General features: G+C 44.4%; 18 protein-coding genes. 6 read left to right on the top strand and 12 right to left on the bottom strand.

All coding sequences use genetic code 11. From position 1 onward, the window contains the following. Positions 1–19 precede the first annotated feature (19 nt). From IDJ75_RS14495 to IDJ75_RS14445, 11 genes are all read right to left on the bottom strand, one after another. Entirely contained in the window at positions 20–511 is a 492-nt protein-coding gene (locus tag IDJ75_RS14495) for a phosphatidylglycerophosphatase A family protein (RefSeq protein ID WP_191176347.1), read from the bottom strand. Positions 512–635: 124 nt separating this feature from the next. After that, positions 636–1460, bottom strand: a complete 825-nt coding sequence (locus tag IDJ75_RS14490; protein ID WP_191176346.1) for a TerC family protein — start codon at positions 1458–1460, stop codon at positions 636–638. Between the two features lie 8 nt (positions 1461–1468). Further along, positions 1469–2431 (bottom strand): hypothetical protein, encoded by a 963-nt coding sequence (locus IDJ75_RS14485; protein ID WP_191176345.1) that lies wholly within the window; start codon positions 2429–2431, stop codon positions 1469–1471. Between the two features lie 7 nt (positions 2432–2438). Further along, positions 2439–3578, bottom strand: a complete 1140-nt coding sequence (locus IDJ75_RS14480; protein ID WP_191176344.1) for a toxic anion resistance protein — start codon at positions 3576–3578, stop codon at positions 2439–2441. Between the two features lie 151 nt (positions 3579–3729). Continuing rightward, a complete protein-coding gene (locus IDJ75_RS14475) occupies positions 3730–4344 on the bottom strand; it encodes a TerD family protein (RefSeq protein ID WP_191176343.1) in 615 nt (204 codons plus the stop codon). A 90-nt stretch (positions 4345–4434) separates the two neighbouring features. Beyond that, positions 4435–4989, bottom strand: a complete 555-nt coding sequence (locus tag IDJ75_RS14470; protein ID WP_191176342.1) for a TerD family protein — start codon at positions 4987–4989, stop codon at positions 4435–4437. Between the two features lie 238 nt (positions 4990–5227). Then, entirely contained in the window at positions 5228–6070 is an 843-nt protein-coding gene (locus tag IDJ75_RS14465; protein WP_191176341.1) for a phosphoribosyltransferase family protein, read from the bottom strand. A gap of 9 nt (positions 6071–6079) precedes the next feature. Next, positions 6080–6829 carry an HAD family hydrolase gene (locus IDJ75_RS14460; protein ID WP_224746611.1) on the bottom strand — a complete coding sequence of 250 codons (750 nt, stop codon included), beginning with the start codon at positions 6827–6829 and terminating at the stop codon, positions 6080–6082. Positions 6830–6893: 64 nt separating this feature from the next. Further along, positions 6894–7715: an N-acetylmuramoyl-L-alanine amidase family protein gene (locus IDJ75_RS14455; protein WP_191176340.1), complete on the bottom strand. Its 822-nt coding sequence runs from the start codon at positions 7713–7715 to the stop codon at positions 6894–6896. 142 nt (positions 7716–7857) lie between these two features. Then, a complete protein-coding gene (locus IDJ75_RS14450; RefSeq protein WP_191176339.1) occupies positions 7858–8310 on the bottom strand; it encodes a Fur family transcriptional regulator in 453 nt (150 codons plus the stop codon). Between the two features lie 23 nt (positions 8311–8333). Beyond that, complete coding sequence (locus tag IDJ75_RS14445; protein WP_191176338.1) at positions 8334–8774, bottom strand: MerC domain-containing protein; 441 nt, start codon at positions 8772–8774, stop codon at positions 8334–8336. A 193-nt stretch (positions 8775–8967) separates the two neighbouring features. On the opposite strand from IDJ75_RS14445, the gene IDJ75_RS14440 reads away from it, so the two are divergent. The 6 genes from IDJ75_RS14440 (at position 8968) to IDJ75_RS14415 (ending at position 15006) form a co-directional block, all read left to right on the top strand. Continuing rightward, positions 8968–9654, top strand: a complete 687-nt coding sequence (locus tag IDJ75_RS14440; RefSeq protein ID WP_191176337.1) for a GDSL-type esterase/lipase family protein — start codon at positions 8968–8970, stop codon at positions 9652–9654. 10 nt (positions 9655–9664) lie between these two features. Continuing rightward, on the top strand, positions 9665–10756 hold the full coding sequence (locus tag IDJ75_RS14435; RefSeq protein ID WP_191176336.1) for a Gfo/Idh/MocA family protein: 1092 nt from the start codon (positions 9665–9667) through the stop codon (positions 10754–10756). 2 nt (positions 10757–10758) lie between these two features. Continuing rightward, entirely contained in the window at positions 10759–11493 is a 735-nt protein-coding gene (locus IDJ75_RS14430) for a 6-phosphogluconolactonase (protein WP_191176335.1), read from the top strand. A gap of 239 nt (positions 11494–11732) precedes the next feature. Continuing rightward, positions 11733–13460, top strand: coding sequence for a GMC oxidoreductase (locus IDJ75_RS14425; protein WP_191176334.1), 1728 nt, complete (start codon positions 11733–11735; stop codon positions 13458–13460). A 10-nt stretch (positions 13461–13470) separates the two neighbouring features. Beyond that, complete coding sequence (locus IDJ75_RS14420; RefSeq protein WP_191176333.1) at positions 13471–14214, top strand: 3-keto-disaccharide hydrolase; 744 nt, start codon at positions 13471–13473, stop codon at positions 14212–14214. 399 nt (positions 14215–14613) lie between these two features. Beyond that, the gene (locus IDJ75_RS14415; RefSeq protein WP_191176332.1) at positions 14614–15006 is read left to right on the top strand and encodes a group III truncated hemoglobin; all 393 of its coding nucleotides are present in this window, start codon (positions 14614–14616) and stop codon (positions 15004–15006) included. Positions 15007–15163: 157 nt separating this feature from the next. On the opposite strand, the gene IDJ75_RS14410 is transcribed toward IDJ75_RS14415, so the two are convergent. Continuing rightward, positions 15164–15553 (bottom strand): hypothetical protein, encoded by a 390-nt coding sequence (locus tag IDJ75_RS14410; protein ID WP_224746610.1) that lies wholly within the window; start codon positions 15551–15553, stop codon positions 15164–15166. Positions 15554–15585 lie beyond the last annotated feature (32 nt).

Raw genomic sequence — 15585 nt, 5'->3', positions numbered from 1 at the left:
GTAATTATTTATCCTGAATTTAGCCTATTCCAATGCTTACATCGATTGAGGCATTTCCATAAAACTTAACAACAAGAAATACAATAACCTGCAATACAATATTACCATACACGCCGGCCAATACGTCATCCATCATTACCCCCGTACCGCCGGGTAAGTTTTCCATTTTACGGATGCCAAGCGGTTTTACGATATCAAAAAAGCGGAACAGCACCAGGCCTATCAGCAGGTAGTATAAATTGGGCGGGATGAACAGCATGGTTACCAGCATCCCGGCAACTTCATCTATCACTACGCGGTAACTGTCTTTGCCCCAAAACGGCTCTACCTTGTCGCCAACGTAAATGCCCAGCAGGGTTATTATAACGGTTACCCCTACCAGGTACCAGGGGCTTTGCAAAAACGGCTGCTGCCACATAAGCCATATAAACGGACAGGTAACTATAGCAGCCAGCGTGCCGCCGCCTTTTACGTATCCTATACCGAAAATTGATGCGATGAGTTTATTCATTATTAAAAATTAACCATGTCATTGCGAGCGATAGCGCGGCAATCTTATAGGATGTTCGGATATGCTGAGTTTGCCGCGTCGCTACGCTCCCCGCAATGATATCTTGTTTATTGTTAAACCAGGCTTAGCTTTTATCTAAAACGCCTTCGGCCTCTTCGGCTATTTCGGGTTTGATGATGTTCTTTTTAGGGAAGTTAAAGAAGATAGAAGTAAGCACCGGAATAATAAATACCGATACCGTAAATACCGATACGGCAATATCAGCTGTTTCGCCCTCTAAAAATTTTGATATAGGAGATTCCTTATCAAAATGCACAAATAATGAAGCAGTTAGCTTAACTCCCAATACACCGATAACCATAAAGGCAACCGTTTCAAGGAAGGTGAATTTTTCCATCAGCTTTACAAAAGCCTGCGCTACAAAACGCATAGCCAAAATACCGATGAACACACCGGTATAGATCAGGAACACGTGATCGGTAAAAGCCACGGCTGCAAATACGTTATCTATTGAAAAGGCAAGGTCCATCAGTTCAACCAGGGCAACAGTTGCCCAAAAGGTACCAATAAGGCCAACTGTTGATTTGTATAACCAATTTTTGCTTTTATCAACCGACTCTTCTTCATCGCCTTCGGCATTTTTAGCAGCAAGTTTCTTTTTAAAATAGTCAAAAGCGAGGTATAACAGATACAAGCCACCCAATGGTTTTAACCACCATATTTTAACCAGCCACGCTGCCAGAAACAAGCATACCCCACGCAGTACATAAGCCCCTACAATACCATAGCGCAATGCACGTGCGCGCTGATGTTTTGGCAGATCGAGCACCATGGTGGCCAGTACAGCGGCATTATCTACCGATAAAAGGCTTTCGATAACAATAAGGTTGAGCACAATCAACAGGCCCGCTTTTATATCAGGGCCAAGCAATGTGTGTAAAAAATCCATACGTGAGTTTAAATTATATCGGTGTTTAGCATTGTTTTTAAAATATTAGCCTGCACGTCAAACGCGTTCATGTGTGCCAAAAAGTTCACATCGGCTATCTTCTTATAGTCTTCGGCCAGCAGGGCCGTAATATTTTCGGGCAGGTTGGTTTTCATTAAACCTGCCTTGCCTGTTAGCTGCACATTTTTATCGCGCAGTTCGCGCATCATGCGCTCGCGTTTGCTTATCGTATTTTTCAAGTCAATATCGCCAAGTTTGCCCACATCGCAAAACAAAAGCAAATTGTTAAGCGGCGAGAACAGGAAGTACCTGTTCACATCCGTAAAGCGGTAAACTTCCAGCACAATATCATTGGCGCGCAATCCGCAGTAAAAATCAATCTTAAAATCATACTTACATAAGGCGCCCATCAGTTTACGCTGGATGGTTGCATACTCGTTGGTATAAACATCGGCAGGGTTATATTGCAGCAAGTCATAAACCAATTCGGTGGAGATACTGAAAAAGTAATCGCCAGAAAAATGTGCGCTGAACTTATTGATATTACCCGTAAACGGATACTCCGACGAGTTATCTGACAGCACCTGGAACAGCTTACGCAACGATTGGCTCATTTTTAAAGCCTGCCGCTGCTTATCGTTACTAAAATTATGCTCGGTGTAAACCGAATCGTCCATTTGCTCTATCAACTGGTTATTCAGGGCCACCTCCTTCAAAAGCAGGTCGGCCTGGGCCTCGTTGTTCTTTTTGATCTTTTTAAGCAGATCAATAAGGGTTTGGGTAAACTGGAGATGAAACATCTCCAGCTGGTTAATATCAAGCTCAGGATTGGTTTGAAAAAGCTGGTGCAGTACTTGGGTGCGCAGGTAAATTTTATAAATTACATCGTTATTAAAAAACACCGATAGCAGCTGTAGTTTGCTGATAACGCGTGTTGATGCATTTAATATGTTTAGCCTGTTTTCATCCATATGCCGGTTAACGTGTATTTGTTACATTCTTTTTGAGCTCTGCCTCTAAAGTTTGTAACTCCGTATTAAGCGTTTTCCTGTTTTGTGTACCCTCATCATGTATCCTCTTCACTTCGGTTAAAGTTTCAATTAACAATTGTGTGGTACGTTTTAAAGTATCCAAAGATACCACAGTTTTCTCATTTTCGCGGGCTACATCAATACTGTTTTGCTTAAGCAACTCTGCATTTTTCTGTAAAATGGTGTTCGTAGTGTCTGATATCTTCTTCTGCATCTCCACATTGGCCTTTTGCCTGTTCAGCGCTACGGCAATGGTGAGCTGGTTTTTCCAAACCGGGATGGTGGTTGATACTATTGACTGCGCCTTCTCGGCAATGGTGGTATTGTTATTTTGCACCACGCGGATCTGCGCCAGCGATTGCAGCATAATAAAGCGCACTACCTTCAAATCGGCAAGGCGTTTATCAAGGCGGTTCACATAGTCGCGCAGGTCAGCTATTTCATAATCCTGGTAGGCCGATGGGTTACCATCCATTACGGCCAACTGTTCGTTAAGCTCTTTATACCTAAGCTGCCCGGCAATGATCAGCTCTTCCATTTGCTTAATGTAATCTACATTGCTATCAAACATGGTTTGCAGCGATGCATTATCCTTAATAGAATTTACACGGCCTGCTTTTATTTTATTGGTGATCTTATCAACGTTGTTAACCACCAGATCGTACTTGGCAAACATCTTTTTGGTATCCATAACCAGGGTACGCAAAATAGGGATACGTGATATGATCCTTACAAACGCGTTTTGCTCCAGCTCGTCTACATCAATGTAATTTAATTCGTGCAGCAAGTCGGTAATTAAGGTGCCTACCTCGCCCGAATCGAACGTACGTACTGACGACAGGAAGGTATTGCTGTACCGCTCCATAGAAGCCTGCACATCCGTACCATAATTTAAAATAGAGTTTACATCGGCAGGGTTTAGGTCCTTGCCTTTTTCGCTGTATTTTTTTACCTCATCCGGGGTGATGTTGGTTAGGTCAACATTACCGTCTTTATCAAGTTTAACCGGGGTGTTGGTGCTTGCTGCTGCAGGTGTTGCATTAAAATCAGGCAGGCCGGCACCTTCGTTGGTTAGGTTGTTTTCCATTGTGTATTTTTTAATATTAATGAGATTCGATCCCCTCTTGAAGGGGTGCGCCGGGATTGTGTAATGGCGGGGGGGTGTGTTTAAACGCGTAGTAACACACCCCTGCCCCTCTCAAGAGGGGAACCCGCCGCGCAAATCCGGCTAATGTAATTTACAAAAAATTCCTCATTACCGTATTCACGGTTTCTTCCAGCTTCCTGTCTTTGGTTGGTTCGCCAATAGCATTGAATTTCCACTCATCGTTTTTAACGTAGAAAATCCCCATCACCATAGATACGTGGCCCCTGAAGCTGGCATCGTGCGCAATATCATACGTCGCAAAGATCTCGTTCACCCGTTTCGGTGTACCCTCATAAATGCGGATGGATGCAAACGGAATGGTGCCAAAATCCTGGCCTCTAAAGCTGTTCAGCACAAAGGCCACGTGTTTTACAGCCGGGTTAAGGCTGCCAAAATCAAGTGTTATCACTTCGTTATCCAAACCGTCATCGCCACCCATATCGCCGGTAAGGTCATCACCGCTGTGGCGCACAGCCTGGTCTTTTGATTTTAGGTTACCAAAGTAAACTACATCTATAAGTTTTTTATTCTCGTCGAACAAAGCGCAGCTGGCATCCAGGTCAACCGCTTCTTTAGACGAGCCGAAACCAAAAATACCTTTCTTTTCTATAGCGCCCCAGTTTATACCTACGCAAACGCTTTGCAGTTTGCTGCCGTTGCTTTTCTCGAGGCTTATGCGTTGCCCTTTTTGAAGATTTATTGCCATTTCCTTTTGTTTTTAGCTGTGAGCTAAAAGCAGAAAGTGTAAAGCTAAAACACCTGAGCGGCTCTCTGCTCTAACCTTTCTGCTTTTAGCTTAATTATATTTATTTAAATAATCCTGCAGGCCACCTTTCATACCGGCGCCTACTGCCTCAAATTTCCATTTGTTATCGCGTTTGTAAATACGGCCAAACTCTACCGCTGTTTCTATCGAGAAATCCTCTTCCAGCTCATACTTCAGGATATCGGTATTGGTGGCTGCATCAAAAATACGTACGAATGAGTTACGCACCTGGCCAAAATTCTGGCGGCGGCTTTCGGCTTCGTGGATGGTTACCACAATGCAGATCTCGGTTACACGCGGATCTATTTTAGTCAGATCAATCTTGATCTGCTCATCGTCGCCATCGCCTGCGCCGGTCAGGTTATCGCCGGTATGCTCAACAGCTTCATCAGGTGTTTTAAGGTTGTTATAAAACACAAAATACTCATCGCTCAGGATCTTTTTATTATCGCCCATCACAAATACAGATGCATCCAGGTCAAAGCTTGCCCCTGTTGATGATGTATTGGTATCCCAGCCTAAGCCTATTGTAAATTTAGGGGCATCAATAGCTTCGCGCTGCCCTTTTTGAAGGTTAATTGCCATATTGTATTTAGTTATAATTATTTAATTAAACGTTTTTTTATAAAGTTATATCCCATCCTGCTTCTACAAAGCAGAATGAGTTTCTTTTTTCACCCTCTTTGCACAGCAGAGAGGGTCGACCAGCGTAGCGTAGTCAGGGTGAGTAACATAGCCCACATGTAAAGTGCACTAATTTAACTCACCCGGTCATTGCTTTGTTTTACCACCCTCTCTCCGCAAGCGAAATAGGGTTTTAACCTCATCCGGCTCTTTCTAAAGCAGAATGTTCAAATAGTTGTTTTTTTATAAAGTTAAGGTTACGCTCATATGCTTCAATGGTATGGTACCCGTTACCCAAAGCCATGTTGTAAAGCTGTTCTACAAAATCGGCCGTTTGGTTTTCAATAAACATGCAAAAGCTGTCAAAACTATAGTTTAATATGTATTTTACAATACGCGTGTTGATGCAAAAATTACCGCTTTTGATGATGCCGTCCAGGTCGAAAATGCTTTTAACCTGGTAGTAGTTCAGGTAATTCTCTACGTTAGGGTGAATATCTGTATTGATCAATTGGGCAAAGTACAGCATGTGTATATCGTTATCCAGGCCATACGCATCAACCATTTTCATGATCATGCGCTCGTGGCTGCCGGTAATACGTATATCATCTAAAAACAGCAGCGTTTTGCCCTGCAAAAAATCTTTATCTATGTGGAATTGGTCGTTACCTATCAGGTTCATTCGCTGCTCGGCGTTTAACTCACCATAATCTTCTTTATAGGTGATGGTACGGTGTACCTTGGCTTCCTGTACAACGGATAAACCTTGTTCTGCCAGCCAATGGTTAATGCGATAAACAAACCAGTTCTTCATAGCAAAGGTGGCCGTTGGGATGAACGAATACGGACTGGATATAACCACTATTTGTTGTGTAACAGGGTTCTCCGTAAGGTATTCGCTGATAAAGCCATCTGCCAGCGCAATGCCAAAATCTTTTGATACCGCCCCATCGCCAAATTTAAAGCGACTATAATCACCGGCATCAAAGCCAAAGGTGGTATGGTGGTGTATATGGTGTAAAGAATATGTGGTAGATGTCATGACTGGGATTTAGCTTATAAGGCTTAAAATGGTGGTTTGGTTTGAATTGATAAGCAATGAGCTGATACCCATTTCATCCGCGGCCTGCGTGTCGTTCTTCGGATTGTCGCCGATGTGGATGATATTCTTCAGCGGGATATCCTTGTCCGGGTTACATATATCAATGTTATTCAGCATCGTTTTAAAAAATTCGGGGTTTGGTTTTGACATGCCCACCTCGTCAGAGTAAAGCTGAAAATCGAAATAGTTATCCAACCCGTAAAGTGCTAATACCTTTCGTAATGATTTTCCGGTGATGTATCCTGTGTTGCTCAACAAACTAAAAGTTGCTCCGCTTTTTTGTTTTAGATGCTCCAGCACCTCTGTTGTTACAGCCGAGTACATTTGCGGAGGGTATTTAAATAACAGATCCTCCATTTTAAGGTGCAGGGCTGTGTAATCTATATCGTCAATACTTAAGCTGTTGCCATTGATGAGGCTTATTACCATCAGGTACATTTCGTCGGCATCGATATTCTTGCCGGTTTTTTCGTTGATGGCGTTACACATGCCATCAACCTGCCTGAAAAGTTTATCTATCTCCTCAACAGATTTGCCTGTTTTATTAAAATTTTGCTGAAAAAAGTGAGCGCGCTGGAGTTTAAAATCGGGGTTTGATTTGATGAGTGTTAACCACAGATCAAAAGAGTAGTGCTGGTAGTAAAGCATGAGCAGATGAAAACGTTTATAAAATGCCTGCCCTTTTTGCCGGGCAAGCATTATCTAATATATAACGTTTTATGCTATTAATTTAATAATTTAAGATAAACTTTACGTTAATAAACTACTGCTGCAGTGTAAGCACATCCCGGTACGCTTTTATAGAACGCACAATGCTTTGAACGATCTCGTTCTGCCCTGTATCCGAATTAAGGTAGGCTTCTTCATCGGGGTTGTTAATAAAACCTGTTTCAATTAATACCCCCGGCATACCGCTGTTGGCCAGTACATAAAGGCTTTGCTCGCGAACGCCGATAGACGGGCGGCCGTCGGTCTCCGTGAATTCCATATTTAAGTACTCGCCAAACTTGATGCTTTGCTTACGGTATTTTTTGGCAAAGGCGCTTAGGATAATGGCATTTGCCGGGTCGTCGGCATCAAGGGCTTCGTATTGGGTCTGGTCCTTTTCTATCAGGATGGATGCGTTTTCGCGCATGGCCTCCAGTTGCTCACCGGCCCTTTTTATACCGTAGATGAGCAGCATTACCCCGCTTTGTTTATGCGCACGATAGGCGGTGCCTTCGGCGGATGAATTACAATGGATAGAGATGAACAGGTTACCCTGCGATTTATTGGCAATGTCCGACCGCCGCCTCAACTCGATAAAGGTATCGTCGGTACGTGTCATCACAATGGCGATATCCGGAAATTGGGTTTGAATAGCAGCTTGTAGCTTTTTGGCTATAGAAAGGGTCACATTTTTCTCGAACGACGACAACCCTTTTGCACCGGCATCCTTGCCGCCATGGCCTGCATCAATAATGATGGTTTTAAGCTTAAAACCCGCATTTTGAATAGTATCTGCCGCAGGCGTAAACGAACACAGCAGCATGTAAAAAGAAAGTGCGCCGACGGTAAAGATCAGCCTGAAATATTTTTTAGCCATTTATGTTATTAGGGAACGCAAATTTAACCAACATTGTATAATTCAATACTATAAATTCTCTTTGAAGGTCGTTTTTTGGCGTTTTAAGGCCGTTTAAAGGCGTTTTTAGCCGCCTTTGGTTTAATAGCAATATTGTTGCAAATCAATTAACTTTTACAGCACTTTTTTTGCTGCACTTTGGGCAAAGGCCCGATGCATACAACGTAAAGCCCTGCGCCTCGAACCCTGCCGGCAGCGTTAGCCTGGGCATATTCAATTCGTTTAAGCAGTACACGTTTTTACAAACGGTACAGTTAAAATGCAGGTGTTCATCGTGGTGATGGTTTTCCTGGCAATCGGAATGGCAAACGGCGTAGTTGGCCGTACCATTCAGGTCGAACACTTTATGGATAATGCCTTTTTCTTCAAAAACATTCAGTATTCGGTATAGGGTAACGCGGTCAATATCGTTCATTACACTCTCCAGATCGGGTTGCGAGGTGGCTGTATTTTTTGAGTACATCATGGACAGCACCCTTAACCGCGGCGCAGTTTTTTTAAGATTATGCTTTTGCAGCATATCCTCAAACTGGTAATTATTTTTCACTTGTGCCATTTTATAGTACAAAAATAATAAAATTATGCAGCCTGTTGCTCATCATGCGGGTGCGCATGCTTAATATGGAAAAAGCTGCCGCCCGCCTTGCAGGTACCGGCATATTTATAATTTACAAAATGCGCAAGCGCAATAGTAATGCCCCCTGCGGGTACAATTATAGCCTCCAGCCAACCAGTGGTAAACAAATGCCCAACAATAATGGTAACAAACCCGGCAATCAGCAAAGCTAAAGGTAAAATACGGTGGTGCTCTTTAAAAAACGAATTACCGATAGATGAGATACCAACCACCAGGGCAATAATGATCATAATCCACTCTACCCATGGGTTGGCCAAAAAGCCAAGACCAAGCAAAGGTAAACTGGTAAAAAATATAGGCACAGCCGCGCAATGTATAGCGCAAAGTGTTGAGGCTGTCATACCTATATTATCCAGCTTTATGGTTTTTAACCGTGTGATCATGCTGCAAAGATAACACAAATGCAACATTATTGTATTTATAATTGTTTATAATTTGTCAGGATTTTACGAAAAATCAGGTTTTTTAACTGCGAAATAAGCGCCTTTTTTCGCCCTCAAAACGGAAAAAATCGCCAAAAAACGGCCTTTAATGGTCGCAAATTATTGTATTTTTAGCCGCCAACTAAACAAATTTATGAAGAAGTACCTCCTGCTGCTTTTACTGCTTCCGGCCTTTGCTCGGGCGCAAACCAGGCCATCAAACCAAAACCTGTTTGACACCATCCCCTTTATTCCCGACCATACCACCGAACGGTTAGAACAATTCAAGAAACAGCCGGTAACACAGGGCGGCACTATTTTTTTGGGCAATAGCATTACCGAAATGGGTAACTGGCCAAAACTGTTAAACGATACTACCGTGCTTAACCGTGGCATAGGTGGCGATATTACCTATGGCATGCTTAAACGGATTGATGATGTGATAAACCGCCATCCTAAAAAGCTATTTATCTTGTTAGGTATTAATGACATCGGCAAGGATATCCCCGATTCGGTTATCGCCTATAATTACTTTAAGATAATCAGCAAGGTAAAAGCCGGGAGCCCCGCCACTAAAATATATGTGCAAAGCATCTTACCCATAAACCCAACTGTAAAGAACTTTCCGCAACATTATGACAAGGCCGAGCATATCCCACGGGTAAACGCGATGCTTAAAGCCAATGCCGCCAAAATGGGTTATACCTATATCAACCTGCATCCCCTGTTTATTGATGCACAAAACCGATTGGATGCCAAATACACCTACGAGGGCCTGCACCTTAAACCCGAAGCTTACGTGGTTTGGGTGGCTTACCTTAAAAAAATGAACTATCTATAATATTTATATCATGACCAAAACTAAAGTTGCCATCCTGGGAGCAGGATTCATATCAGATATCCACGTAGAATCGTACCAGCGTTTTATCCCCGAGGCCGAAATTGTGGCTGTTTATGCCCGTAACTTTGATAAAGCCAAAGCCTTTGCCGAAAAACACCACATCCCTGCATATTTTGATGATGTAGATAAGCTGCTGGCCGAAACCGATTGCCAGGTGGTAGATATTTGCGTACCCAACTACCTGCATGCTGTTAATACCATAAAGGCTGCCAATGCGGGCAAACACATTATTATAGAAAAACCGCTGACCGTTACCTTAGAGGAAGCCGACGAAATGATAGCTGTTTGCAAGGCCAACAATGTAAAACTGATGTACGCCGAAGAGCTTTGCTTCGCGCCAAAGTATGAGCGGGCAAGGCAGGTGGTAAAAGAAGGCGCCGTTGGCGAGGTGTACATGCTAAAACAAGCCGAAAAACACTCCGGACCGCATACCGATTGGTTTTACGATATAAACCTGGCCGGTGGTGGCGTATTGATGGATATGGGTTGCCATGCTATGGGCTGGTTCCGCTGGATGCTGGGCAACGCTAAAGTTAAAAGTGTATATGCTACTATGGCTACCGTTTTACACGGTAACCGTACCAAAGGCGAGGATAACGCCGTGGTGATTGTTGAATTTGAGAATGGCGTTACCTGCGTTGCCGAAGATAGCTGGGCCAAACACGGCGGTATGGACGACCGCTGCGAGATCTATGGTAAAGGCGGCGTTATTTATGCCGATCTGTTTATGGGGAGCTCGGCGTTAACGTACAGTCGCGAAGGGTATGGTTACGCTATGGAAAAAGCCGACACATCTGCAGGCTGGAGTTTCACCATATTTGAGGAAGTGTTTAACCAGGGCTACCCGCACGAATTAAAACACTTTATTGAATGCGTACGCGAAGATAAAACCCCGCTGGTAACCGGCGAGGATGGCCGCGCCGTGCTGGAAATACTTTACGCTGCCTATGCTTCTGCCGGGCAGGGTAAAAAGATAAGCCTGCCATTCCACCCAAAAGTTGACCGCCCTATAGACCTGTGGCTTAACCCTAAACAAGATTAACAATGAAAATAGCGATATACGATACCTACGACGCCATGTCTGCAGCAGCAGCCGAACTGGTTGCGCAACAACTGGCCGAAAAACCTGCATCTGTGTTATGCTTCCCATCAGGCGATTCTCCAACCGGAATGTTAAACTACATAGTACAATGGGCGAATGATGGCCAGATAGACCTGAGCCAAAGCCATTTTATTGCGCTTGATGAGTGGGTAGGCATGGATGAGAACGACGAGGGCAGTTGCAGCTATTATTTTAAACATCACTTTTTTAGCAAGTTAAATAAGCCGTTTAAAAGTATCACCATGTTTAATGCCAAGGCCGATAACCTGGATGCGGAATGCGAGCGCGTCAATACCTTTATCAGCAGCAAAGGCGGGCTGGATATTATGATGGTAGGCATCGGCATGAACGGCCACCTTGGCTTAAATGAGCCGGGCACCCCTGTCAACTTATATGCCCACCACTCGGCATTAGACCCGGTTACCGTGCAGGTTGGCCAAAAATATTTCAATAAAGAAACCGCGCTAACAGAGGGCATCACCCTTGGTTTACAACATCTTGCCGAAGCACGTAAGGCGGTACTCATAGCATCCGGCACTAAAAAAGCCGACATCATCCACGAAAGTTTGCAAGGAACAGTTACTACCGAAGTGCCTGCATCCATCCTGCAAACACTATCAAACGCTTTTATCCTGCTTGATCAGGATGCGGCATCCGGGTTGGAGCATGGAAGCTGAGATATACAACTTCGCATAAACAATTCATTGCCGTTGGCTAAAGTCAACGGATAAGCAGCAAAAATTAATTGGCTTTAGCCAAATTAAATAGTTTGGCTAAAGCCAATTACCCGCTTTTCTGTCCGTCCCATAAATGGGACGGCAATGATATTTGCTTAGTTATATAGCCGTATTAGTATCTGCCAACTTTCTTTTACGGATAATTTATTGCATCTTTATAATACCAATTTTTAAACTTCATGTCAATAAATTCTGCGGATACAAACGCGGCCACTACTGCCGCTAATACATTTGATGCTATAGTTATTGGGTCGGGCATAAGCGGTGGCTGGGCAGCTAAAGAGCTTTGCGAACAGGGCCTTAAAACCCTTGTTTTAGAACGTGGCCGCGATGTTAAACACTTAAAAGATTACCCTACTGCTACTACCCCGCCATGGGAATTTCCCTATCGGGGACGCATGAGCCTTAAACATTATAAAGAGAACCCACTGATAACCAAGGCAGCCGGTTACGGCGATGATTGCGACCACTTTTTTGTTAAGGATGCCGACCATCCCTACGTACAGGAAAAACCGTTCGACTGGATCCGCGGGTACCAGGTTGGCGGTAAATCATTAACCTGGGGCCGGGCCACCCAACGCTGGAGCGAGTTTGAATTTACCGCGCCAGAGCGTTTTGGCTATGGTATTGGCTGGCCTATCGGCTACAAAGATGTAGCACCATGGTACTCGCATGTAGAGAAGTTCATCGGCATCTGCGGCAATAAAGATGGACTGGAGGCTATGCCTGATGGAGAGTTTCAAACCCCGTTTGAGATGAACGTGCCGCTGCAACACATCAAACAATCCTTAAAAGATAATTATACCGACCGCCACCTGGTACATGCACGCTGGGCGCACCTAACCAACCCGCAGCAGGTTCATTTAGACCAGGGCCGCGGTAAATGCCAGGCGCGTAACATGTGTATGCGCGGCTGCCCGTTTGGGGGATATTTCAGCTCGAACTCTTCTACCCTGCCCTGGGCCGAAAAAACCGGCAACCTTACCATCCGCCCGCATTCGGTGGTGCATTCTGTTATTTATGACGAGAAACTGGGCAAGGCAAGCGGCGTACGCATCATTGATGCCAACACCAAAGAGGTTATAGAGTACCATGCCAAAGTGATCTTCATGAATGCTTCGGCATTAAATACAAACCTCATTCTGCTTAATTCAAAATCAAAACGTTTCCCTAACGGGCTGGGTAATGATAGCGGCGTGCTGGGCAAATACATTGCTTTCCATAATTACCGCGCTTCGGTTTCGGGTACCCTGGATGGCTATCTGGATAAATACTATTTCGGCCGTAACCCTACCGACCTGATACTGGTAAACTACCGCAACCTGCACCAGCGCGATACCAAATACTTTGGCGGTTACACTACCTTTATGAATGCCTATCGCGACCAGCATCCTAATGATAGCGAGAGCGGGCAGGTTGGCGAAAAATACAAAGATGATCTTTGCGAACCCGGCGGCTGGCATGTATTTGCCTACCTGCAAGGCGAAACCGTACCGGTAGAAACCAACCATGTACGCCTCAGCGATACCGAAAAAGACCAATGGGGTATTCCACTACTGGTAACATCAGTAGAATACCACCCCAACGACGACCTGATGACTGAGGATTTTTTGAACGAAACTGCGGCTATGCTGGAAAAAGCAGGTGTAAAAAACATCAATAAGTACAACAATAAGCAATCTCCCGGGTTAGATATACATGAGATGGGCGGGGTACGCATGGGTAAAGATCCAAAAACTTCCATGCTAAACGCCAACAATCAATTACACGCCTGCAAAAACGTGTTTGTTACTGATGGTGCCTGCATGACCAGTACCGGCAACCAAAGCCCATCCATTTTATACATGGCCCTTACCGCAAGGGCCGCCACATTTGCTGTTAATGAGATAAAAAAGGGAAACCTTTAAACCTGTTTGTATGAGAAAAATAAGCTTCGTTTTGTTTGCCGCCATAGCCATAAGTGCCTGTAATTCATCCGGCCGCAAAGCTGCCAACTACCAGGATAGTACCCAAACTACTGAACCCCAAACCGGCGAATGGGTAAATTTACTGGCAGATAGCACAATGGCCGGCTGGCATACTTACGGTAAGGGTGCAGTAGGTTCGGCATGGAAGCTTAAGGATGGAGAGCTGCACCTGGATGCCTCTAAAAAAGCCGACTGGCAAAGCGCCGGCGGCGGCGATATTGTGACCAATGATGAGTACGAAAATTTCGACCTGAAAGTGGAATGGAAAATATCGCGTGCGGGCAACAGTGGCATTATGTTTTATGTACACGAGGACACCACCAGGTATAAATACCCATGGCAAACCGGCCCCGAAACCCAGATTGCTGACAATAAAGAGAACGAAGACGGCAAACTTATCAAACACCGTGCGGGTGATCTGTACGATTTGATGTCGATAGATAAGGAGATCGTTAACCCGGCAGGTAAATGGAACAAAACAGAGGTAATTGCAGATAAGGGCAAGCTTACCATTTTGGTTAACCACGAGGTGGTATTACAAACCTCTATGTGGGATGCCAACTGGAACAAACTGATAGCCGGCAGCAAGTTTAAGGAGTGGCCCGGCTTTGGCACTTACAAAAAAGGCCGTATAGCCCTGCAGGACCATGGCGCCGATGTATGGTTTAAGAAAGTGGAGATAAAGAGGTTGTAAGTATTGGCCTGCGCAAGATTAGCGTAGCGTAGTTCGACAGGCTCACCATGACAAAACCTTGCCCGCGCAAGATTAGCGCAGCGTATCTTGTGTGAAACCATGTAACAAGCTTTCGGCTTGTGTAAGCTGAAAGCTGACTTTATGGTTAGTCACAAGCTGAAAGCTTGCGCCAGCGATAATTCCCCCTTCATCCTAAGCTTGTCGAAGGATTGGCACAGCGGCGAATGGTTAGACAGGCTCACCATGACAAAACACATAATTGCCCGCGCAAGATTAGCGCAGCGTATCTTGTGTGAAAGTATGTAACAATCTTTCAGCTTGCGCCAGCGATAATTATCTTTTACTTTCTGCGGACTTTTGGATTGCGTAGTTGGCTAACTTAATACCTACCTTTACCCCATGCAATTCCGCCAGGAAATATTAACGCTTAATGACATTAAACTGCTTGTAGATACCTTTTACCAAAGGATACAAGCAGACGAGTTGTTAGGCCCTATATTTAACGACCGCATAAAGGGTAAATGGCCCATACACCTGGATAAAATGTACCGTTTTTGGCAAACCATACTATTGGAAGAATACACCTATGATGGCCGCCCTTTCCCGCCGCATGCACAACTCCCGGTTGGCCCCGAGCATTTTGAGCAGTGGCTTGCATTATTTACCAAAACAGTTGATGAATTGTTTAGCGGTGATAAAGCTACCGAAGCTAAATGGCGGGCCAATAAAATGGCAATTATGTTTATGGCCAAAATTGAGCATTTCAGGAAAAACCCGTTTAATATAATGTAACAAATTAAGCTCGCGCAAGATTAGCGCAGCGTATCTTGTGTGAAGCATTTATCAAGCTTTCAGCTTGGGTCAGCTGAAAGCTGACTTTATGGTTAGTCACAAGCTGAAAGCTTGCGCCAGCGACCGGGCTTTCAGCTTGCGTGAGCTGAGCCTACATCTACATTGTTTCTATTTCATTCGGATGCCTTGGCTGCCAGATCGCATAATAGTAAGCCAGGCAAAATACCCCCATAAAAAATGGTATCAGCGCCAGGTGTTTATAGGTTATCCAGCCGTAAACCTGCAGGGCATCAAACTGCATAAACTCGCTTATCATCCAGTAGGAATTTGCACTTATCCAAAACGTGATGGCCAGGTTATGGAATAGCTCTGACGCCATTTGGCGTGTACGGTAAGCAATAACAATGGATATGATCAATGTGGGGAATATCATGACAATGCCAAGCGGTTTCCAGAACAAGCACCAGCCAATATCTTTAAAAAGCCAAAAAACAATATGGAGGTTCTCCATCCGGCGGTACTTAAGTGGAATGCTGTATTGTGACATGGTACCGCTAAAATAATAAAATATCTAATTTG

The organism is Mucilaginibacter rigui, from assembly GCF_014773275.1.
Classification (GTDB): Bacteria; Bacteroidota; Bacteroidia; order Sphingobacteriales; family Sphingobacteriaceae; genus Mucilaginibacter; species Mucilaginibacter rigui_A.
The sequence above is the reverse complement of the archived record's forward strand: the minus strand, read 5'-3'. Positions and strand labels throughout refer to the sequence as shown.